The organism is Francisella salimarina (assembly GCF_007923265.1).
In the GTDB taxonomy this organism is placed as follows: domain Bacteria; phylum Pseudomonadota; class Gammaproteobacteria; order Francisellales; family Francisellaceae; genus Francisella; species Francisella salimarina.
Genome location: NZ_VOJA01000003.1, coordinates 430,978 through 450,812, shown reverse-complemented (window position 1 = coordinate 450,812; position 19,835 = coordinate 430,978). Strand labels below are relative to the sequence as shown.

The window sequence follows — 19,835 nt, the reverse complement described above, 5'->3', positions numbered from 1 at the left end:
CCTTCCAGTAGATAGCGCCTACAGATATTTAAATTAAATTCAAAACAGCTAGTATTATAAACTATTTTAGTAAACAAAATAAACTCTACCAATCGCATTTGGATATAATTAAGTATATAATCGTAAATAAGTTGTTATTTCCATGTAAGTTTTAAAATGAAAAAGAAGTTATTTATCTTCACAATAATAGTAGGTCTAATAATAGCTGTTTCAGGTATTACTTATTATTTTCACTATCAGTCTGAGCTAGAGGAAAAAGCTGCTGAAGCAGAAAAAGAAGCTCAAATGCCAAAACCACATGATTACTGCTTGATAACATATTTAGAGTCATCTGATAACGGTAAAACCTGGCACAAAACTAATGTTACCACAGGTAAAAAAGCCATGTTTAAAGCACAGTGTTGGAAGAAATATATTCAAATTCTTGATGGCTTTTCGGCTAGCATTGATAAGAATGGCCAGTGGTGTAACAAGATAGATGACAACAAAATCATAGCTCATCCAGCTATGTATTTCTCAGACCAACCTTTTGAATCTAAAGATGATTTAGCACCAAAAGTTGACACCCCAAACGAATCTTTACAAGATAAATCTAATTAATTCTCTTTTGATAGCTTTTCATAGTATCGTCTGAAGATCTTGTTAGAAAACTTTCTTTCATTATCATTTATATTTTCTAAATGTAATTGACAGTCTTTCAGATTACCTTCATATAGAAATCTCAAGCTATTTTTACATTTCAAATCCTTTGGGTATGTGTTTTTTTTGATTTCATACCACGATGACAAACGACTAATATCATCAGAGGATACTATAAAGAGGTGTTTTTTAACTCGTGTAATTGCCACATAGAACAATCTTCGTTCTTCTTCAATTGTCTCATCACTAATTTTAGAGTTCTTTTCTCCAAAAAAACCTCCTTCTGTAGCATCATGAACAACAACATAATCCCATTCCAGACCTTTTGCTCTATGCATTGACATGATCTGAATTTGATTTGGATCATTTTCACCTTGTTGATCTGATTTTATATATAGCTGATATAAAAGCTCTATAAACTCTGATAGCGAACTCTTCTTACCCTTAGCAAAACTACTCATTCCGTCTATAATCTGTAGTTTAGATTTACTTGAATGTGTTTCACCAGAGACTTTAGAAATTTGTTTTTCAAGATCTAGAGTTTCTAATATAAAATTTATAGCTCTCTCAGACTTTTTAATCCGAGTATTATTAAAAATAGCTCTCCAACTAGCTGATACTGCTAATATATTTTTCTCTTTAAATGGTTTATCAACTGTTTTGGTGAGTTCTGAAATTATATTCATGCTAGCTGAAATATCTTGTGCTATTTTATTTGCTAAATTTTGTTTAGCATCTTTTTTGAGATATAGTGATGGATAGTCAAGCATAGATTTAATAAAATCGACTCTTTGCTCAACACTATGCTTTGCAAACCCTTTAGCTTTGTTAAATAACATCAAATAACCATATATCGCTTTAAATAGGTTTTCACTAAAAATATTTTTATCCGCAATGACATTGTAAGCTAGATCATGATAAAGACAACTTAATTCAAACACTGTTGTTGAGTTATATTTACGCACAAGAATTGCTATATCGCTAGCTTTAACACCACTATCAATCAATGCTTTAAGTTTAAGGACAACTTTATCACTACTATCAAGAATACTAATATCAGTTGTTTTATCTAGTTTTGGATATGTTATACATAAATTATCATGACGTTTTTTATTATTAGTTATAATATTATTTGCCATCAAAGATACTAAGTCCCCATATCTAAACGTATATGAAAGACTATACTGCTTTACATCCTTAAAATCTTTTTTGAAACCCTCTAACATATAATACGGAGTAGAGCCTCGCCACTGATATATAGTCTGATCAACATCTCCTACAGCCATAATATAGGTATTCTGCCCAACCAAACACTTTAAAAAAAACTGTTGAGCCTGATTAATATCCTGATACTCATCTATAATTATGTGAGAGTATAAACTACTAGCCTGAGTAACACTATTTTTATCTTTTTCAAACAGCTTAGCTGGAAGATATATCATATCATCATAAGTTATGGCTTGCTGAATCTCACACTCTTTAAGAAATTCTGAGAACACCTTATCTAAAAGTTTCTTCTCTTTAGCATTAAGATCATTGATTTTCTTATTGCTGAGAGATAAATCTGATTTCAATAATGAAATATACTCTTTAAATACCTCTACTCTCTCACTATCAACTTCTTTAGTTATTTTAAATTCTTTTTGGTGCAGTTTAAGTAACTTTAGAATTATTGTATCAACCTCATATTCTTTGAGGATTTTATTTACTTTGACATACCCTGCTTTTGCGAAAGCTTGTAAAAAACTATTTCCCAAAGAATGCATTGTTCTGACATTAATTAATCTTGCAATATCAGCTTTAATGACTTTTCTAAGTCTCTCTGCAAAATCAAGTTGAGCTGATTTGTTATACATTAGAACCAATATCCTATTAGGTGGAACATTATTACTAATCAGATACTCAATCCTGGCTATTAAGGTTTGAGTCTTTCCACTGCCTGCGACTGCAGAGACTAAGGCATGCTTATTCAAATCATGGGTAATGATTTTTTGTTGTTCAGCTGTGTATTTCATTTATAAGTTTAGTCTTACTTACTTTCTGATGAGTCTTTAGCAAATAATCGTGTAACAAGATACATTATGGTTAAACTAGCTTCTTTAATAATAGTGACAACTATTTGAGCTACTTTTAGAATACTTACTCCTAAATATTTAAAGTAATTGATTATATTTACTTTTGCTTTGTTATCTTTAATAAACTTAAAAGGTGTAAATACAAACAGAGTAATTCCTATCATTACAATATATGAAAATATTGTTCCTAACTTTTGTTCATACCATTGAGCAAATCTATAGAATAAAACCAAAACTATTACAGTCAAAATTACTAAAAGTATGAATAGAAATAAATTCTTTTTCTTCATCTTTGATCCTCTGAAACTATTTGTTTATATAATGATATCATTATTTAAACTAACTTATGGTATAATCTTAGGCTAAATTTATAAACAATGATTAAATCAAATTCATGACTACTGATCAAAGACTACAGATTATTCTAGATGCTCTAGATGATTTAAAAGGCCAAAACATTCAAGCAATTGATGTAGAGCACCTTACTGACATGATGGATAAAATAGTGATCGCTACAGCATCATCAACGACTCACGCCAAATCACTTGCAAGAAATCTAGAACAAGAACTTAAAAACAATAAAGTATCAATACTGGGTGTTGAAGGCGACAATAAATCTGACTGGGTTTTGGTCGATATTGGCGATATTGTTGTACATGTAATGCTTGAAGAAACTAGAGAATTATATGCACTAGAAAAGCTTTGGGATATTCAACGTAAAGAAGACTAATAATGAAGCTAAAGCTTTCTCTAGAGCAGTGGCAACAAGTACAAAAATTTGCTACTGCAAATCTTGGTTTATCATCCGTTTCTAAATCTGATTGCGACTTATCTGAATATATTCCTCATTATGATAAATGGATAGAAAACAACTATCAGGCCGATCTTGAATATATGACCAAACATGGTTCAAAAAGATTTGTACCAGATGAACTAGTCCCTGGAACTAATAGTGTAATTGTTGCTACATTAAACTACCTCAATAGACCCGTAACTATTAAAAATGAAGTCAAAAGACTAAGATCGCAAACTAACATTGCAGAAATCTCGATATACGCTCATGGTAGAGATTATCATAAAGTAATGAAAAAAAAACTTCAAAAACTCGGAGAATATATAGACGATCTTACAGGTGGCCATCAATTTAGAGTTTTTACAGATAGTGCCCCAGTCTTAGAACGCCCACTAGCCGAAAAAGCAGGTTTGGGCTGGCAAGGCAAGAGTTCTATGCTCATGAATAAGTTACAAGGTTCATTTTTTTTCATCGGTGTTATTTATAGTAATCTTGATCTGTCAGACTTACCCAACTTACCAAAGCATCAAGATTCTTGTGGCAAATGCCAAGCATGTATCAAGTTATGTCCAACTGGAGCAATTCAGCATGGTAAAATGATTGATTCACGAAAATGTATCTCATATCTAACAATAGAAAACAAAGGGCCTATACCATTAGAACTTCGAGATAAAATTGGCACAAGAATATACGGTTGCGATGACTGCCAATTAGTCTGCCCTTTTAACAATAATGCTCCAGTAACTACAGAAAAAGACTTCCAACAGCGAGATTTTTTAATAAACAAGCCACTTCTTGAACTATTCTCATGGTCTAAAAAAGATTTTGATAAATATACACAAGGTTCGGCAATTAGAAGAATTGGTTATGATGCTTGGATAAGGAATATAGCAGTTGGTATTGGAAATTCACCATATAAGCAAGAAAATATACTATCATTAGAAAATAAGAAAAATGAATTTATAGACAATAAAATCATTTTAGAACATATTGAGTGGGCATTAAATAAACAAATTAAGCTAAGTAAAATAGATAAAAGATTGTGATTTACAACCGGTTTGTTAGAATAACTTAGGATAGACATTTCCAAAACTACAGGAGAAACTAAATAATGAAATTAACTAAAACTCTACTTATAGCACCATTAGTTGCTGGTTCACTTATTGGTGGCGCTTTTGCAGCTGCAGATAATCAGGATGATCTTAGCTACTCAGTTGGCTACACTATGGGCCAAGCATTGAAAACTCAAATGGACCAAAACAATATTACTACTGACAACCAAGAAGTTGTTAGTGGTCTAAAAGATGGTATTTCTGGAAGTAAATCTAAGCTTACTCCAGATCAAATGCAAAATGCAATGTTGCAATTCCAACAACAAGCCGTTGCTGCTCAGAAGAAATAATTAAGGGAGTTAATTATAATGACTAAAAAGAAACTATTAAAAGCTTTAGCTGTAGCTGCAATAGCAACAAGCTTAGTTGCATGTTCTGATAGCTCAAGTAAAGATAAGTCTACTACTGATGCTGTTACAAACTCTGGATCTTCAGTTGCTACTCCGACTGCTGACGTTGCAACACAGAATACAGACACTATTACTAAAAATGCTAGTTATACTATCGGATATGGTATGGGTGCTACTGTAGAAGCTGATAAAAATGTAAAATCATACAACCTTAACGATGACAAAATTGTTGAGGGCTTCTCTGATGCTCTAAATGCGAAAAAACCTGCTATCTCTCCTGAAGAAATAGCAAAAAATATGGAAACTCTACGTAACAAAGTACAGCAAAAAATGAGTGAAGAAAGAGTTTCTAGCTTCTTAAAGGTTAGAGATAGTATTTATGGATCTGATCTTACACCGAAATCTGATGTTAAAAATCCGAAAGTGGTTGTATATGAATTCTTTGACTATCAGTGTATGTATTGTTCGAAACTTGCTCCACAAATAGAAAAAATAATGCAAGATAATAGCAATGTACAAATCGTTTTTGCAGAATTCCCAATATTTGGTGAAAGAGCTCCAGCTTCTGAATACGCTGCCGAAGTAGGTACTGCTATATATAAACTGTATGGTGCTGATGCTTATGTGAAATACCATAACGGTATCTTCGCTACAGGTGAGGATGAAGGTAAACTCAAAAACTCTACTGTAGACAAAGTAGCTACTCAGTCAGGTGCTGATCTTGCTAAAGTCAAAAAAGCAATCAAAGATGATAAGATTGCAGATCATCTAAAAGATACTTTGAAATTAGGTTTTGAGGATCTTGGTATTCAAGGAACTCCATTCTTAGTAATCGCTCCAGCAACTAATGCTAATGCTGATAATACAACTGTGATAGGTGGCTACACAGGTGCTAGCGATATTCAGTCAGCAATTGACAAAGCAAAATCAACAACTACTAATGGAACGGTCACAGATAATACATCGGCTCCTAGCACGACTACAACTAGTAGTGATACAAATACTACTCAACCAAGCCTAACTGAAGCTCCTGTTACAGATTCAGGCAGTTCTGTTGCAGCTAATCAACCTAGCAGTTCAGATGATAACGTTGAAGCTTAATTAGTATCTATCTATACTTACTCTAATCATTTCTTTATTATTATTCATGGCACTTAATTACTAAATATTGCCTAATTTATCTGATAAGATATATCATCAAAATTAGTAAAAATAATTCTTATGTTAAAAATTAGAAAAGGTAGTAAGTATCTTGTTTTCTTTGTCGTAATCTTTGTGGCTCTACCGCCCTTTGCCATAGATGCTTATATCCCAGCTTTTGGTAATATAGGTAACTTCTTTAATGTTGATGTAAATAAACTTGCTATTACCATCTCTACATACTTTATAGGTTTTGGTGTAGGTATGTTTTTCTGGGGCGCGTTATCAGATAGCTTTGGTCGTAAGAAGATACTTATTATCGGTATGATTATCTACATTGCAAGTACTATCTTATGCTCATTTACACATAGTTTTGATACTTTGATATTCATGAGATTTTTACAAGGTCTTGGAGATTCTCCAGCATCTGTTGCAGCTATGGCAATATTAAAAGACTGTTATAGAGGTCAAAAACTAGTCAAGACTGTAGCAACAATGGTGATGATATTTATGATTGCTCCAATAGTTGCTCCTATAATAGGTAGTATTATCATTTATACAACTGGAAGATGGCAAGATATCTTCCACTTCCTAACTATCTATGGTGTTGTTTTATTAGTTATAACATTGATTATGCCAGAAACACTCCCTACACATAAGCGCTCTAAGAGTTTAGCTAGAAGTTTTAAAGTATATATCATTCACATGGCTAACTTACCATTTGTTGTCGGAGCTCTGACAGGAGCTTTATGTTTTGGCGCATTATTTAGCTTTATTAGCACATCATCAAATTTGATAATTGAATATTATCACCTTGGCTACACTCAATATTGCATATTATTTGCATTAAATATGTTTGGCATAATATTTGCAGGCAGCTTTATCAAGAGAAAACAGACAGTACATAATCAAAAAGATCTTATTGTAACTGGATATTATTTAGCCATAGCAGTAATATCGCTTAACATATTAAACTCATACTTATTTAATAATATCTATATATTTATTATATTAAATGCTTTAGCAACAGGATGCTTTGCTTTAGTAAATATTATTACTACATCAAAAGCTCTTGATATTCTTAAAGAAGGTTATGCTGCCGGCAATGCAATAATTAGACTAGTAAAATTTATGGTTGCTGCCTTAGCAGGGTTTTTCTTAAGCTTTATATCAATATCAAAACTAATGGTTGGTATCCCAGCTCAACAACTCGCATTTATTGTAATTTCAATTATTATCTTTATGAGCATTAAGAGCAGACTTTTTCCAGAAGAAAAATCTTTTATTTAAAATATTTTTTTGCGTGCATGACAGTATGGAAGAGAACCTTGCTTCATATAATAGTCTAGATGATATTCTTCAGCCACATAATATGGCTTAGCTTCTCTAACATCTGTAACAACCTTATATCCTTTATCAATAAGCTCAGACTTTATGCTTTCAGCTATCTTTTTCTGCTCTTCATTATAATAAAATATTGCTGATTTATATTGCTCCCCAATATCTGGACCTTGACCATCAACTTGCTCAAAATCATGTATTTCAAAAAAATATTTTAGAACTTCTTCTAGTGATATTTTTTCTTTCTCAAAAATTATTCTGACAACTTCTAAATATCCAGTATTTCCTGCACAAACTTTTTTATAATCTGGGTTTGGCTGGTCTCCACCACAATACCCTGATTCAGCAAATACAATTCCTTTGAGTTTTTTCATGTAATATTCCACACCCCAAAAACAGCCTGCTGCTACGATAATTTCTTCAGTTTCACCTAAATTTTCTGTTGCAACAAAATCTACAGATGCTGAGTTGACACAGTAACGCGTATTTAGTTTAGTATATCCTTCTCCATGAAATATATGTCCCAGGTGGCCATCACATTTATTACACAGAATTTCTGTCCTTCTGCCATCAGCATCTGGTAACTCTTTTACATTGTTATCAATATGTATATCATAACTAGGCCACCCACATGTTGAAATAAATTTACTATCAGCCTTGAATAATGGTGTACCACAATTACGACAGATGTACGTACCTGCTTGATCTAAATCATTGTATCTTCCTGTGAAAGGATGCTCCGTAGCTTTATTAATTATAATTTCATATTGTTCTGGTGTTAAACTTTTAGTTTTTAACATTATAAGACCTCTAGCTATTAAATATTGTTAATAATTATCATATAAACTCAAAAAAATGTATATTCTAATCTACAATATTTATATGATATTAAAAGCTATTTTTCAGCACGATTAAGGAGAAAGCAAATTGACTTGTAATATAAAAGGTAAAGACTATATCTCTTTAACTTTCTTTATAATAGTTATTTTAGGAATAGGCATGTGTGTCGGCGCCCTAACATCAACAAACATTCCAACATGGTTTGTAAAACTTGAACATCCTTTTTTTGCACCACCTAACTGGTTATTTGCCCCAGTTTGGACAGTTTTATATATTATGATTGCAGTATCTGGATGGATAGTATTCAAACAAAAGGCTCTAAGAGAAAAAAATTTTATTATTTACGCAATTCAGTTAGGCTTAAACTTTTTGTGGAGCTTCATATTTTTTTGCTGGCAAAACATTGATTTAGCTCTTATTGAGATGTCTATCTTATGGGTGCTTATAGCATGGAACCTAAAGGTATTTCTAGATATAAGCAAAATTGCTGGGTACTTGCTTATACCATATCTTTTATGGGTAGGTTTTGCGTGGATACTTAATCTCAACTACGCAATGCTTAATTAAGAATATCTTTATCAGCAACAGCTAAATGTAAGTAATGCAAATGTTTATCATATTGATTCACTATATCTGCAATAACCTGATCTTTTGAATATCCCATAATATCATAGTACTGTCCACCATGACTCAAAAGCACCTCGACTCTATTATAATTATCCAGCTTCGACTGATATGCTCTTAACATAACACTATATATAAAGTCTTCATTACCCTCTATTGAAATTGTTAATTGTATATGATCATGGTCTCTAATCACTTCTGTATTAATACCATTTTTTTCCATTTCATCTGCAACTTCGATTATAGCTGTTGTGACATCTTTTTGTAAAAACTCTATGGCCTGATCTTTCGATGGCTTATGAGCAATTGCTTCTAATCTTTTTTGCCAAGATGTGTTTGCTTTTGCAAATTGAACAACAGTTGAATGTGTCTCAATACTTTTAAGCCTCAAATAATCCAACCTTAAAGATTTAATTAAAGAAATACACATTAAGAGTAAGATAAATAATAGCGGAAACGCACTAATTATAGTTGCAGACTGAAGAGCCTGTAATCCACCTGCTAATATTAAAGATATTGCAAGCAAGCCGCTAAGTACTGACCAAGCAATACGCTGTAATGTTATTGATTGTTTGGCATTACCTGTGGCTAAGATATCTATAACTAAGGCTCCACTATCTGCAGATGTGACAAAGAATGTTACAATCAAAAATACTGCTAATATTGATAATACTGTAGAAAATGGAAAATGTTGTAAAAATTCAAATAATGCTACGGGTATATTATTATTCGCAGCATCTATCAAAGCTTCACCGTTACCATTCATAGCTATTTCAATAGCAGAATTTCCAAAAACAGTCATCCACAAAAATGTAAAACCAACGGGTATAAATAGTACACCAATAGTAAACTGACGAACTGTTCTTCCTTTGGATACTTTAGCAATAAACATCCCAACAAATGGAGACCAAGCTATCCACCATCCCCAATAAAATAGAGTCCAGTTTTGTAACCATTCTTGATTCTCTCGATTATATGCGTAGAGATTGAAGGTCTGATTCACTATAGTACTCAAATAGTAGCCAATATTTTGGATATAATCACGTACCAACCCTGCTGTATTACCTAGCAATAATACAAAAACCAACAGTACTACTGCTAATACAATATTAAAGTTACTTAATGCTTTAATACCTTTATCAAGTCCTAATGCAACAGATATAGTCGCTAATGCTACAATAAATACAATATATATAACTTGCATATTTATGGTATCAGGTAAACCTGTCAAAAAACTCATTCCTGCACTTACTTGCATTGCACCAAAACCAAGAGATGTAGCAACACCAAATAAGGTTCCTAAAACAGCAAATACATCTATTGCGTGACCTATAGGACCATATATATGTTTACCTAAAATTGGATAAAGTACTGAACGAGGTAATAATGGTAAATCATGTCTATAAGCGAAATAAGCTAGCGATAAACCAACAATAGCATATACAGACCAGGCTTCTACTCCCCAGTGAAAGAATGTCGTATTCATAGCTTCTTTAACGACTTCTAATTGGTCTGAGGATATATTAGGTGGCGCTAAAAAATGCTTCAAAGGCTCTGCAACTCCATAAAACATCAAACCAATTCCCATACCTGCTGCAAATAACATAGCAAACCATGAAACATTTGAATACTCTGGTAAATCATGATCTTGACCGAGTTTGATATCTCCAAAGCGACTGAACATTAATATCAAACACAAACACAAAAATATACTCATTGCCAATATGTATGTCCAACCGAATTTCTCCAAAATTAAATTTTGTAGATTTTGAATATGACTGGCAAACTCATTTGGATAAAAAATCCCTGATAAAGAAAGAATGATAGCTAAAATAATTGCAGGATAAAAAACTGGCGCATAGGCACCTTTTTCTCGTTGCATAATAATTCCCAATATTGAATAAAATTTATATTACCATAACATTTATATGTATCTATATCAAAAATACATACCGTAACTATTTAATCTCATGATTAAAACCCATACAATATCAATCAAAATATTTTAGATATTTACTCAATGAAAAATCTAAGTCAAAAACTACTCAGAGAAATCAAAAAACTTCATTCACCTCAAGGTAGAAAAAAGTCTATATACTATGTTATAGAAGGGTTAAGATGCTGTAATGAAGCTTTAACAAGACTACCCAAGAAAGACATAGTCGCATTATTAACAACAGAAAGCTCCGATAGTGATGACTACCCTACTGATATAAAACATACTCTTCCAGAGAAAGATTTCCATCAACTAACACAGACACAAAACTCCCAAGGAGTGCTAATCTTAGCTAAGAAAAGAGATACCCCATCTGACATTGAATTTAAGGATGATTTCATTCTAGTACTAGATAGAATACAAGACCCTGGAAATATTGGCACAATATTAAGGACAGCCATTGCAGTTGGCTTAACAGAGATAATGCTTATAAATGGTACTGTAGATCCTTTTAACCCCAAAGCTATAAGAGCTGGTATGGGAGCACAGTTTAGTCTTAATTTTAGATATTTTGAAAATCTAAGTGCTGTAAGAAATTATCCAGCACTGAAAGAACGAAAAATTTGGCTAACAACACCACATGAGGGAGTTTCTTGCTATTCTAGAGAATTTAGATTAAATGATAGTATCTTAGTATTTGGTGAGGAGGCTAATGGTATCCAAGACTTTTCAGTAGGCCAAAAGACGATGATACCAACATTAAGTGATATTGAATCTCTTAATGTAGCCCAAGCAGCCACTATATATTTATTTGAGGGTCTAAGACAAAAAATGTTAAAATAACAGTGTAAACCTACATAGGAGAAGTTTATGAGTAAATGTAAAGTACACGAAAATCACGATCATGAACATAAGGATGGTTGTGGTCATACTAAGATTAAACATGGTGATCACTATGATTATATACATGATGGGCATCTTCATCATGAGCACAATGGTCACTATGATGAGCATACGCTAGATGTCACAGCTAATAATCCAGATGGGTGTAAGCCAATCAAGGATGAATGTTGTGATCATGTTCATGGTCCAGATTGTGGACATGAGGCAGTACCTCATGGGGACCATATAGACTATATTGTTGATGGTAGATTACATCATCCTCATGGAGATCATTGTGATGATCATGGTCCAGTAGAAGTCGTCAAAAATAATAAAAAATTATTTAAAAGCTAATTTCTAGATTAAGCTATCAATATTATCAATCTCATAGTCATTATATTTATCAAATATTTCAACTAATTCTGCTGGTATTTTTGCAGGTCTGCCTTTCTGAGCATTTATCATTACCCAAAGGGTATCTGCTTTACACAGAAGAGCTTTATCTGACTTTCTATAAATATGATACTTTCTAAATGTAGAAATCTTGGTAATACTCTCTACCCACGTAACTACAGCGATATCATCACCTAAAAATCCTTGCGATAGATACTCTATAGTATGCTTCTTAGCAAACCATGTAAGTCCTTGAGACTCCGTTAAGTCAAAAACCTTATTAGCCTTGACATGCTCAATAGCCACATCCTGCATCCATTGAAGATAGACAATATTATTAAGATGATTATTTGGATCGATATGTTCAGGTAATACCTTAGTTGACAAAACAAAGTATTTTAACTGCTGATTCATTTCTGACCTAAGAACTCAAGCAAATCACTATAACCACCAATTTGTTTATCATCAATAAATATTAAAGGTGTAGTTTCTAAATTATACTTATGTTTAAAAGCATCTGTTTCAGCTCTAGTTTTTAAAATATGATCTTCAAAAGACCAACCCTTTTCTTCAAATAACGCTTTTGCTTTTAGACCATACGGGCAAGTTTTCTCAGGTGTTACCATGCGATATAAGATTATTTTGTTAAATTGTTGAGTCATTGATTTAAACTCCATAATAATGTAGTGTTGATATTATAAAGTATAGCACCAGCAATGAAATTTGAAAGGTAAGAATACTATGTGCACTAATGTTTTTATAAATAAAAATCAATACAAAATCGAAGCAAGATCTATGGATTTCCCAATGAATATAGCTTTTCAAAACTGTATAAGCTATGTAGGTATTGATAATACTATGGATATAGTTATTGATGCTGATAAAATACCTGATTCTCAGTTGACTAGTTGGAAGACTCGCTATGGTTTTTTTGGTAGATTAGCCTTTAATAAATGTCTTACAGATGGATTAAACACTCAAGGCTTATCATTTAGTTTCTTATATTTAGATGTTACAAAGCATCCTACTTTTAACCCAGAAGATAAAAGAAAGGTTTTATCTGTCTATTATATAGGTAATTTTTTGCTATCTATGGCAAAAGATGTTCCAGAGGCTCTAAGGCTTATAGCAGAACATCAGTTAGTTGGTGGAGCATTAGAACTCAAGCCTGGAACTTTTGTGAAAAATATTCCTATACACTTTAGTTTAAGAGACTCAAAAGGTAATACTGCAGTTGTAGAGTTTGTTGATGGTGAAGTTAAAGTATACGAAAACAAAGGCAATATTTTAACTAACGCACCTACTTATGATTGGCATTTAGAGAATATCAAAGAATATAAATCTCTATTAGAACCATTTGAGGGTAGCAATAGTCAATTTTCTAATAAAACAATAAACTATAAAGATACTGTTTCAAGCTCTCGTCCTGAGGTTGCTCAATTGATAGGTATGCCTGGAGACTTCAGTGGTGTATCTAGATTTGTCAGAGCTTATATTCTCTCTCAACTAGTTCCTGAGCCTCAATCAAATAGAGAAGCTTGTTTCCATGCTTCATCAATTATTAATAATGTCGCTGTACCACCGTATGAGGTTTCTATGACTTTATGGACTACTATTAAAGATCTAAAAAACCTAATAGTCTCATATAAAGATATTGCAGCATATCAAGGTAATAGCCCCACTGGAGTTTATGCAGCAAGTATTAACGAAGGATATATTAGTTATGATCTAAATGCTATGAATTTTACTGATGTCCCTCTAGAAGCAAACAAGCATATAATTAAGCCTACTCCAAAAGAAAAAGTTATTGAAATTGTTAATATGAGTGATGTAGTTGGTTTAGAAAGACAGTAATATCTATAATAAAATTATTCTTACTTATTTATTTCATTCTAATTGGCATATGATTACAAAATGGCTCTTCTGCAAGATAGCTACCATGAATATTATAAGCTCTAGCTCTACAGCCTCCGCAAATTTTGATAAATTCACATGAGCCACATTTACCTTCATAAGCACTAAAATCACGCATATCATGCATCACATCACTATTTTGCCAAATATCTGCAAATGATTTCTCTTTGACATTACCTGCACTCACAGGTAAATAACTACATGGATAAACATTACCATCAACATCTAGCAAACATATACTTTGGCCGGCGATACAACCTTTACCACCTCCAGTACCAAAGCTAAGAGCTCGTGAACGAACTTTTGCATTATCTTCCTTATTACGCTCAAATCTAATGCGATAATAGTGTGGCGCACAAGTTGGACGCACAAGCATATCCTGCTCATCGGCTTCCATATCATAGTGCCAATTTAGGATATCTTGATAATCATCGACATCTATTAACTCTTGCATAAGCTCTTCGCCACGCCCTGTTGGTACAATCATAAAAAGGTACCATGCTGTAGCTTCAAGAGATTTTGCTAGTTTATAAACATCTTTAATTTCATGTTGATTACGTTTGGTAAATGATGAGTTTATCAAAAATGGTATACTATGATTTTTGAATAGTACCGCAGCTCTTACAGTTGCTTCAAAGGCGCCTTTTTGGCTTCTAAAATCATTATGTGTCTCAGCTGTAGCACCATCTATACTTAAAGATACTATACTTATACTTGAGTTTTTGATTTTCTCACAAATTTCATCTGTAACTAATGAGCCATTAGTAGCTAAAGCCATACGTAGACCTTTAGTAGCACCATATTTTGCTAGCTCAAAAATATCTGCTCGTAAAAGTGGTTCACCTCCTGATAATACTAATACAGGATTTGCAAACTCGACTATATTATCGATGATCCTAAAACCTTCTTCGGTAGAAAAATCAGGGTGACCAAGCACCTCACATTCTGAAGATGAACGGCAATGTACACATTTGAGATTACAACGCCTAGTTGTCTCCCATGCCATCCATTTAAGTTGATGTTTCACTATAGTTGCCTATCTAGGTATTATGAAATATTATAACAAATAAAAGACATCTCTAGAAAAGTAATTTTTAGTCCTATAATATATATAGAAAATTTAATATATTAATCATAAGTTATGAAATTAAAAAAAGTCTTATTTGCTTGCTCAATTGCTATCTGTTGCATCAGTTTAAATAGCTGTATATTGAAGCTTCCTTTTCAAATTGTAGATGATGTTTTCCACGATATTACACCTTTTTAATTTAAGCTAAGAATTACTATTAGTATCTATTCATATATGAATAAGATTATTAATATTTGTTAATTTTTATAATTTACTTATCTATAAGTCTAGTATACTAAGGTTATATATGCAATATTAATAATACTTAGTTTGGAACTAAATTTATAAAAATTATACAGGAGATATAAAATGTTAAAGAAAGTTGCGATTGCTACAAGTATATTAGTTAGTGGATTAGTTTATGCTGCCCCTTCAGCAGACTTTGCTAAAGTAGAAGAACAGCTAGTTAAAAATGATAATTACTCTGGTCACTTCATCCAATCACGCAAAATTCAAGGTTTAGACAAGCCTATTCTTGCATCTGGTGAATTTGAGCTATCTAAGAAAGATGGGTTAGAGTGGAACCAAGAGAAACCGTTTAAATCTTCTCTAAAAGCAACAAAAGATACTATTACAATTAAGACTGCAGATAGTCCAAAATCTGTATTTGGTGAAGAAGATAGCCCAATGGTATTCTCATTCTCTAAAGTATTCTTATCTGTATTAGAGGGTGACTCAAAAGTAATCTACGATAATTTCAATACTAAATTTAGCGGTACTACAGATGATTGGACATTAGTATTAACTCCTAAGACTGAATTACTGTCAAAAGCTCTTAAAGAAGTAACTCTAAAAGGTGGTGAAACTATAACTTATGTAGAAGTAGTTGATGCTCAAAATAATGTTATGGATATCCAATTTAGTGATATAGAAATCGACTCTTAATTAAATCTGATGCTAAAAACTAAGTTTTCTCTTAGTTTTATTTTATTTTCTATATTTTTTACTTTTAGTATGTCAAATGCTCAAGATAGCAAAAACTCATCTAAAATTATCAAAGAAACGGCTAATATTTCTCTAAATATTGCGAGTTCCAACTACGATATTTTTTATCAAAAATCTAATCGAAATTTACCAGTAGTTATAGTCGTACATGGTTTCTCAAGATCAAAAGATAATATGTCTGGTTGGGGAAATTTCCTAGCTAGCCACGGATATTTTGTAGTAGTGCCTAATCTACCATTTTGGGCTAATCATAATAGAAATGCTAAATTTATATCTGAGCTAATAAACTATATCTATAGCAATAGCGACTATAAGAGCATTATAAATAATGATCTTGCTTTGGTTGGTTTCTCTGCTGGAGGATTAGCTACTTTGATAGCGACATCAGAGAATACTAGGGTCAAGCTTTGGATAGGATTAGACCCTGTAGATGTAGGCAATCTTGGCTCTCAAGCCGCCAAGAATATAAATTGCCCAACCTATATAATAGCTGCCCCAGCAAGCGCATGTAATGCCAATAATAACTACGAAGGCTTCATAACAAGTCTAAAAGATAATACTCTTATCAAAATTGATGGAGCTGTACATGTCGATGCTGAATGGCCAACTAGCAGATTCGCTGAGTTGTTCTGTGGTAGATCTACACAGCAAAAAAGAGAGAGATTTCATGATGATGTGTCGACGATTTTGGATAAGAGTTTTAAAAATGACTTATTGACAACTAATAATTATTCAAAATAATACTAATCTCCTCAGCCACTCTACTAGGAAATATTCCAACATAGCCACCTAGTTTTTTAACGATATTATCTCCAGCTAAACCATGAATATATACAGCTAATCTACTTGCTGATAGCGTATCCAAACCTTGAGCTAAAAATCCTCCTATGATTCCAGATAATACATCGCCTTGCCCTGCTACTGCCATACCTTGATTGCCTGTAGTATTTATATAGATTTCATCAGATTTACAAATTAGGCTTCCAGCTCCTTTTAGTACTACTGTAGCGTTATACTTTTTAGCTAATGCTCTAACTGCTACAAATCTATCATCTTGGACTTCCTTGGTAGTGCAACCAAGTAGTCTTGCTGCTTCTGCGGGATGTGGTGTTATTATTTTATTTTCTAACTGGATAAATTTTTCTCTAATTTGTTGATTAGTTGAGATTATATTTAAAGCATCTGCATCAAAAATTGCAGGTTGAGTTAAATTATCAATTATTAACTCTAAAACCTGTTGAGAGTTATCAGTTGTATCAAAACCAACCCCTACTGCCAAAGCTGAGAAAATCGCTAAATTTTTGCTAATAATTTTTAATGGTTTTGTCATTAGCTCAGGTATAGACATATCAGCACGAAAGTCTTTATCTAGAGATATCATCGAGACCTTACCACAACCACAATATAACGAGCTTTTACCAGCTAATTGCAAAGCTCCATTCATACCAACATTACCGCCTATTATAGCTAGATCACCATAAGTACCTTTATTGGTATTTTTCTTTTTCCTAAGGATATTAACAAGATTTATATCTTGAACATGATTTTTATAAACTTGATAGCCTGATTGAGTAATATTGATATTTTGATTGTCAATCAGCTCTTTGACAGTTACCTGACCAGCATAATCTAAACCATCACCTGTGTGTAGCCCTTGCTTATTAGCTAAAAATGTAATTGTTTCATTAGCTTGAATAGCCTCACCATATACTTTGGCATTAAAAGCACCTAATCCACTCGGTACATCTATAGCTAATGTGTATTTTGAATTTTGATTTATAACTTTAACAAGTTCTAAAATATCTCCTTGTAAATCTCTATCTAGCCCTATGCCAAATATTCCATCTATTACGACATCATAATTATTAATATCCAGCAATTTATCTAAAGGAGCCTTTAACTTTGAAAACTTTTGATAATAGTTTTGGTTGTCTTGATTTCCCTTAGCAAAAACTCTATAAACATCAACACTATAGCCATTATTTAAAAGCTTGATCGCAGCTGCAATTCCATCACTACCATTATTGCCAGAACCCGCTATTACTAAAACTTTACTTTGTTTATCAAACTTAGCACTAATCAATTTAACAATTTCATCTGAAGCATTTTCGATTAGATTTAATCCTTGAAAAATAGCATACTCTTCAATTTCACGGTTTTGTTTTTCTGTTAAGAAATACACTTTTAAAAATCCTAAAAATTACTAAGTCTATAAATATAATAAGTGAAAGATAAAACTTTTGATATCATAAAATACCTTTTAGAGTAAGTTATAAATCCCAGCGCTGAACCGCTTGTACACTATCAGTTGGTCCTGTATTAAAACAAATCTTTGCAGTAGTTGCATATTGATGAACCACGTTGACTAATTTTTCAAATAGATAAAAACAATCATCATCTTTACGTACACCTGCACCTATTAGAACAATATCAAACCTTCTATTGGAAAGTAGATCAACAACCTCTTTAACTGCAGATTCTTCACTAGTTATATATCCCATTTGAGCATCATAACCAATATCATTTAACTTTTGTAAATCTACTTCAAGTACACTACGAAGCCTTTCGGGATCCATACCAGGATATTTGGAGTAATCAACAGAATTTGGCTCCCATCCTATACAAAGAACTTTCTTTTTATTCATATACATCTCCTTGTATTTTTACGACTAAATCATTGTATATTAATGACTATCTATTATCTATCTAGTATCCAGCATGATATATGATCAGATAAAAGATCTCTAAATCAATATCCATTTATAAGTTAAACTAATATGAAATATAAAAATCATTAGTTTTACATATATGATTTACCTGCCATAATACCAATAAAATTAAAACTTGATGGAAAAAAAATGAAAAAAATAGCTCTATTGATCACATCTATAATCTTGTTTAATCAAGGATTCTCAATACACACTAATGATAACAAATTCTTTGAAGCTACCCAGCTTAATAGTAAAAATTGTAGATATGCTCATGAGGTGGGTCACAATTCATTCTCAGAGCCTGAAATGAATCTCGCGTGCAAGCCTCGTTCTTAATACTAGAAACTTAACTTTTAAGATAAAAGTTACCTGTCTTCAAAAAAAATGATACTTTAGTAAGAGTTTCCTCATCATGATGAATTTCACTATGATTTTTATTTAGAGTAATTCTGTCAATACTGTTTATAGAAAACACTGATGATACCTCTACCAAACCATCATGCTCACTTCTCAGACATAATCTTGCTAAGAGATTAAGTTTTGAATACTTATTACCAGCAATAAGACCTACTGATACTTTGTCTGCTACTCGATTACAAATTTCTAAATATTTATTAGTTACTTTGAGATCTTTATTTGGTTTTAGCACTCTGGAATAAAATGGAATCCTGTCACCGAAATTTGCGACTCTTGACCCAGCAAATGGCGAAGCTATAAATACACACTTTTCAACATTCGTAAGCTGTAACTTATCAATAGTCATACATGATATTATCCCACCCATACTATGAGCTACAAATATCAACGACTTTGATGATGGAATATTTTCTATAATTTGACATAGTTTATTAACTGCTATATCAATACTTACAAATGTTGTTGGTAAGTCAACTGCTATAACCTCATCATAACCATCTTTCAAAAAATTAGCTAAAGATGACATGTCTTTACTATTTTTAATAAAACCATGTACCAAAATTACAACTTTATCTTTACTCATCGTTATATGTA

The 19,835-nt window shown here is 32.3% G+C and carries 23 protein-coding genes; 13 read left to right on the top strand and 10 right to left on the bottom strand.

Going from position 1 to position 19,835, the window contains the following annotated elements:
• The first annotated feature begins 156 nt into the window (after positions 1–156).
• Positions 157–600 carry a hypothetical protein gene (locus FQ699_RS04550; RefSeq protein ID WP_013923210.1) on the top strand — a complete coding sequence of 148 codons (444 nt, stop codon included), beginning with the start codon at positions 157–159 and terminating at the stop codon, positions 598–600.
• Here FQ699_RS04550 and FQ699_RS04545 read toward each other — a convergent pair.
• Together FQ699_RS04545 and FQ699_RS04540 are read right to left on the bottom strand one after the other, a co-directional pair.
• Positions 597–2,654, bottom strand: coding sequence for an ATP-dependent helicase (locus FQ699_RS04545; protein WP_146421310.1), 2,058 nt, complete (start codon positions 2,652–2,654; stop codon positions 597–599). The two genes, FQ699_RS04550 and FQ699_RS04545, sit on opposite strands and share 4 nt — an antisense overlap.
• A 14-nt stretch (positions 2,655–2,668) precedes the next feature.
• Positions 2,669–3,004 (bottom strand): hypothetical protein, encoded by a 336-nt coding sequence (locus FQ699_RS04540; RefSeq protein ID WP_013923212.1) that lies wholly within the window; start codon positions 3,002–3,004, stop codon positions 2,669–2,671.
• 104 nt (positions 3,005–3,108) lie between these two features.
• Here FQ699_RS04540 and rsfS point away from each other — a divergent pair, with 104 nt between their 5' ends.
• The 5 genes from rsfS to FQ699_RS04515 all read left to right on the top strand — a co-directional run bounded on the left by rsfS (position 3,109) and on the right by FQ699_RS04515 (position 7,399).
• Positions 3,109–3,444: a ribosome silencing factor gene (gene rsfS / locus FQ699_RS04535; RefSeq protein WP_146421309.1), complete on the top strand. Its 336-nt coding sequence runs from the start codon at positions 3,109–3,111 to the stop codon at positions 3,442–3,444.
• A 2-nt stretch (positions 3,445–3,446) separates the two neighbouring features.
• Positions 3,447–4,553, top strand: a complete 1,107-nt coding sequence (gene queG, locus FQ699_RS04530; protein ID WP_146421308.1) for a tRNA epoxyqueuosine(34) reductase QueG — start codon at positions 3,447–3,449, stop codon at positions 4,551–4,553.
• 65 nt (positions 4,554–4,618) lie between these two features.
• Complete coding sequence (locus FQ699_RS04525; RefSeq protein WP_146421307.1) at positions 4,619–4,909, top strand: FKBP-type peptidyl-prolyl cis-trans isomerase N-terminal domain-containing protein; 291 nt, start codon at positions 4,619–4,621, stop codon at positions 4,907–4,909.
• A gap of 18 nt (positions 4,910–4,927) precedes the next feature.
• Positions 4,928–6,070, top strand: coding sequence for a DsbA family protein (locus tag FQ699_RS04520; protein WP_146421306.1), 1,143 nt, complete (start codon positions 4,928–4,930; stop codon positions 6,068–6,070).
• A 120-nt stretch (positions 6,071–6,190) separates the two neighbouring features.
• Complete coding sequence (locus FQ699_RS04515; RefSeq protein ID WP_013923217.1) at positions 6,191–7,399, top strand: multidrug effflux MFS transporter; 1,209 nt, start codon at positions 6,191–6,193, stop codon at positions 7,397–7,399.
• On the opposite strand, the gene FQ699_RS04510 is transcribed toward FQ699_RS04515, so the two are convergent.
• The gene (locus FQ699_RS04510) at positions 7,396–8,250 is read right to left on the bottom strand and encodes a bifunctional methionine sulfoxide reductase B/A protein (protein WP_146421305.1); all 855 of its coding nucleotides are present in this window, start codon (positions 8,248–8,250) and stop codon (positions 7,396–7,398) included. The genes FQ699_RS04515 and FQ699_RS04510 overlap by 4 nt on opposite strands.
• 127 nt (positions 8,251–8,377) lie before the next feature.
• Between FQ699_RS04510 and FQ699_RS04505 the strand changes: the two genes are divergently transcribed.
• Complete coding sequence (locus FQ699_RS04505) at positions 8,378–8,857, top strand: TspO/MBR family protein (protein ID WP_146421304.1); 480 nt, start codon at positions 8,378–8,380, stop codon at positions 8,855–8,857.
• On the opposite strand, the gene FQ699_RS04500 is transcribed toward FQ699_RS04505, so the two are convergent.
• Positions 8,850–10,796 (bottom strand): BCCT family transporter, encoded by a 1,947-nt coding sequence (locus tag FQ699_RS04500; RefSeq protein WP_146421303.1) that lies wholly within the window; start codon positions 10,794–10,796, stop codon positions 8,850–8,852. The two genes, FQ699_RS04505 and FQ699_RS04500, sit on opposite strands and share 8 nt — an antisense overlap.
• Positions 10,797–10,934: 138 nt before the next feature.
• Here FQ699_RS04500 and FQ699_RS04495 point away from each other — a divergent pair, with 138 nt between their 5' ends.
• Both FQ699_RS04495 and FQ699_RS04490 read left to right on the top strand, forming a co-directional pair.
• The gene (locus FQ699_RS04495) at positions 10,935–11,693 is read left to right on the top strand and encodes a TrmH family RNA methyltransferase (RefSeq protein WP_146421302.1); all 759 of its coding nucleotides are present in this window, start codon (positions 10,935–10,937) and stop codon (positions 11,691–11,693) included.
• Positions 11,694–11,720: 27 nt separating this feature from the next.
• Positions 11,721–12,086, top strand: coding sequence for a hypothetical protein (locus FQ699_RS04490; RefSeq protein WP_146421301.1), 366 nt, complete (start codon positions 11,721–11,723; stop codon positions 12,084–12,086).
• 3 nt (positions 12,087–12,089) lie between these two features.
• Here FQ699_RS04490 and FQ699_RS04485 read toward each other — a convergent pair whose 3' ends face one another.
• Together FQ699_RS04485 and FQ699_RS04480 are read right to left on the bottom strand one after the other, a co-directional pair.
• Positions 12,090–12,539 carry an acyl-CoA thioesterase gene (locus tag FQ699_RS04485; protein WP_146421300.1) on the bottom strand — a complete coding sequence of 150 codons (450 nt, stop codon included), beginning with the start codon at positions 12,537–12,539 and terminating at the stop codon, positions 12,090–12,092.
• Positions 12,536–12,787 (bottom strand): glutaredoxin domain-containing protein, encoded by a 252-nt coding sequence (locus tag FQ699_RS04480; RefSeq protein WP_146421299.1) that lies wholly within the window; start codon positions 12,785–12,787, stop codon positions 12,536–12,538. Before FQ699_RS04480 ends, FQ699_RS04485 begins: the two co-directional genes overlap by 4 nt.
• Positions 12,788–12,866: 79 nt before the next feature.
• On the opposite strand from FQ699_RS04480, the gene FQ699_RS04475 reads away from it, so the two are divergent.
• Positions 12,867–13,979: a linear amide C-N hydrolase gene (locus FQ699_RS04475; RefSeq protein ID WP_146421298.1), complete on the top strand. Its 1,113-nt coding sequence runs from the start codon at positions 12,867–12,869 to the stop codon at positions 13,977–13,979.
• A 28-nt stretch (positions 13,980–14,007) separates the two neighbouring features.
• Here the strand turns inward: FQ699_RS04475 and FQ699_RS04470 are convergent, their stop codons facing one another.
• A complete protein-coding gene (locus FQ699_RS04470; protein WP_146421297.1) occupies positions 14,008–15,066 on the bottom strand; it encodes a radical SAM/SPASM domain-containing protein in 1,059 nt (352 codons plus the stop codon).
• 411 nt (positions 15,067–15,477) lie between these two features.
• Between FQ699_RS04470 and FQ699_RS04465 the strand changes: the two genes are divergently transcribed.
• Both FQ699_RS04465 and FQ699_RS04460 read left to right on the top strand, forming a co-directional pair.
• Complete coding sequence (locus FQ699_RS04465) at positions 15,478–16,053, top strand: LolA family protein (RefSeq protein ID WP_146421296.1); 576 nt, start codon at positions 15,478–15,480, stop codon at positions 16,051–16,053.
• A 69-nt stretch (positions 16,054–16,122) separates the two neighbouring features.
• Positions 16,123–16,854 carry a dienelactone hydrolase family protein gene (locus FQ699_RS04460; protein WP_224728095.1) on the top strand — a complete coding sequence of 244 codons (732 nt, stop codon included), beginning with the start codon at positions 16,123–16,125 and terminating at the stop codon, positions 16,852–16,854.
• On the opposite strand, the gene FQ699_RS04455 is transcribed toward FQ699_RS04460, so the two are convergent.
• Both FQ699_RS04455 and FQ699_RS04450 read right to left on the bottom strand, forming a co-directional pair.
• Positions 16,835–18,295, bottom strand: coding sequence for an NAD(P)H-hydrate dehydratase (locus FQ699_RS04455; RefSeq protein ID WP_146421294.1), 1,461 nt, complete (start codon positions 18,293–18,295; stop codon positions 16,835–16,837). The genes FQ699_RS04460 and FQ699_RS04455 overlap by 20 nt on opposite strands.
• 88 nt (positions 18,296–18,383) lie before the next feature.
• Positions 18,384–18,758 carry a hypothetical protein gene (locus FQ699_RS04450; protein WP_146421293.1) on the bottom strand — a complete coding sequence of 125 codons (375 nt, stop codon included), beginning with the start codon at positions 18,756–18,758 and terminating at the stop codon, positions 18,384–18,386.
• A 213-nt stretch (positions 18,759–18,971) separates the two neighbouring features.
• On the opposite strand from FQ699_RS04450, the gene FQ699_RS04445 reads away from it, so the two are divergent.
• Positions 18,972–19,160, top strand: a complete 189-nt coding sequence (locus tag FQ699_RS04445; RefSeq protein WP_146421292.1) for a hypothetical protein — start codon at positions 18,972–18,974, stop codon at positions 19,158–19,160.
• 10 nt (positions 19,161–19,170) lie between these two features.
• Here FQ699_RS04445 and FQ699_RS04440 read toward each other — a convergent pair whose 3' ends face one another.
• On the bottom strand, positions 19,171–19,824 hold the full coding sequence (locus FQ699_RS04440) for an alpha/beta fold hydrolase (protein ID WP_146421291.1): 654 nt from the start codon (positions 19,822–19,824) through the stop codon (positions 19,171–19,173).
• Positions 19,825–19,835: the final 11 nt, after the last annotated feature.

Coding starts and splice junctions, on each gene's coding strand:
- FQ699_RS04525 (WP_146421307.1), top strand. CDS start 4,619: ATGAAATTAACTAAAACTCTACTTATAGCACCATTAGTTGCTGGTTCA.
- FQ699_RS04500 (WP_146421303.1), bottom strand. CDS start 10,796: ATGCAACGAGAAAAAGGTGCCTATGCGCCAGTTTTTTATCCTGCAATT.
- FQ699_RS04440 (WP_146421291.1), bottom strand. CDS start 19,824: ATGAGTAAAGATAAAGTTGTAATTTTGGTACATGGTTTTATTAAAAAT.
- FQ699_RS04475 (WP_146421298.1), top strand. CDS start 12,867: ATGTGCACTAATGTTTTTATAAATAAAAATCAATACAAAATCGAAGCA.
- FQ699_RS04465 (WP_146421296.1), top strand. CDS start 15,478: ATGTTAAAGAAAGTTGCGATTGCTACAAGTATATTAGTTAGTGGATTA.
- FQ699_RS04510 (WP_146421305.1), bottom strand. CDS start 8,250: ATGTTAAAAACTAAAAGTTTAACACCAGAACAATATGAAATTATAATT.
- FQ699_RS04445 (WP_146421292.1), top strand. CDS start 18,972: ATGAAAAAAATAGCTCTATTGATCACATCTATAATCTTGTTTAATCAA.
- FQ699_RS04480 (WP_146421299.1), bottom strand. CDS start 12,787: ATGACTCAACAATTTAACAAAATAATCTTATATCGCATGGTAACACCT.
- FQ699_RS04515 (WP_013923217.1), top strand. CDS start 6,191: ATGTTAAAAATTAGAAAAGGTAGTAAGTATCTTGTTTTCTTTGTCGTA.
- FQ699_RS04490 (WP_146421301.1), top strand. CDS start 11,721: ATGAGTAAATGTAAAGTACACGAAAATCACGATCATGAACATAAGGAT.
- FQ699_RS04545 (WP_146421310.1), bottom strand. CDS start 2,654: ATGAAATACACAGCTGAACAACAAAAAATCATTACCCATGATTTGAAT.
- rsfS (WP_146421309.1), top strand. CDS start 3,109: ATGACTACTGATCAAAGACTACAGATTATTCTAGATGCTCTAGATGAT.
- FQ699_RS04495 (WP_146421302.1), top strand. CDS start 10,935: ATGAAAAATCTAAGTCAAAAACTACTCAGAGAAATCAAAAAACTTCAT.
- queG (WP_146421308.1), top strand. CDS start 3,447: ATGAAGCTAAAGCTTTCTCTAGAGCAGTGGCAACAAGTACAAAAATTT.
- FQ699_RS04540 (WP_013923212.1), bottom strand. CDS start 3,004: ATGAAGAAAAAGAATTTATTTCTATTCATACTTTTAGTAATTTTGACT.
- FQ699_RS04450 (WP_146421293.1), bottom strand. CDS start 18,758: ATGAATAAAAAGAAAGTTCTTTGTATAGGATGGGAGCCAAATTCTGTT.
- FQ699_RS04460 (WP_224728095.1), top strand. CDS start 16,123: ATGTCAAATGCTCAAGATAGCAAAAACTCATCTAAAATTATCAAAGAA.
- FQ699_RS04485 (WP_146421300.1), bottom strand. CDS start 12,539: ATGAATCAGCAGTTAAAATACTTTGTTTTGTCAACTAAGGTATTACCT.
- FQ699_RS04520 (WP_146421306.1), top strand. CDS start 4,928: ATGACTAAAAAGAAACTATTAAAAGCTTTAGCTGTAGCTGCAATAGCA.
- FQ699_RS04550 (WP_013923210.1), top strand. CDS start 157: ATGAAAAAGAAGTTATTTATCTTCACAATAATAGTAGGTCTAATAATA.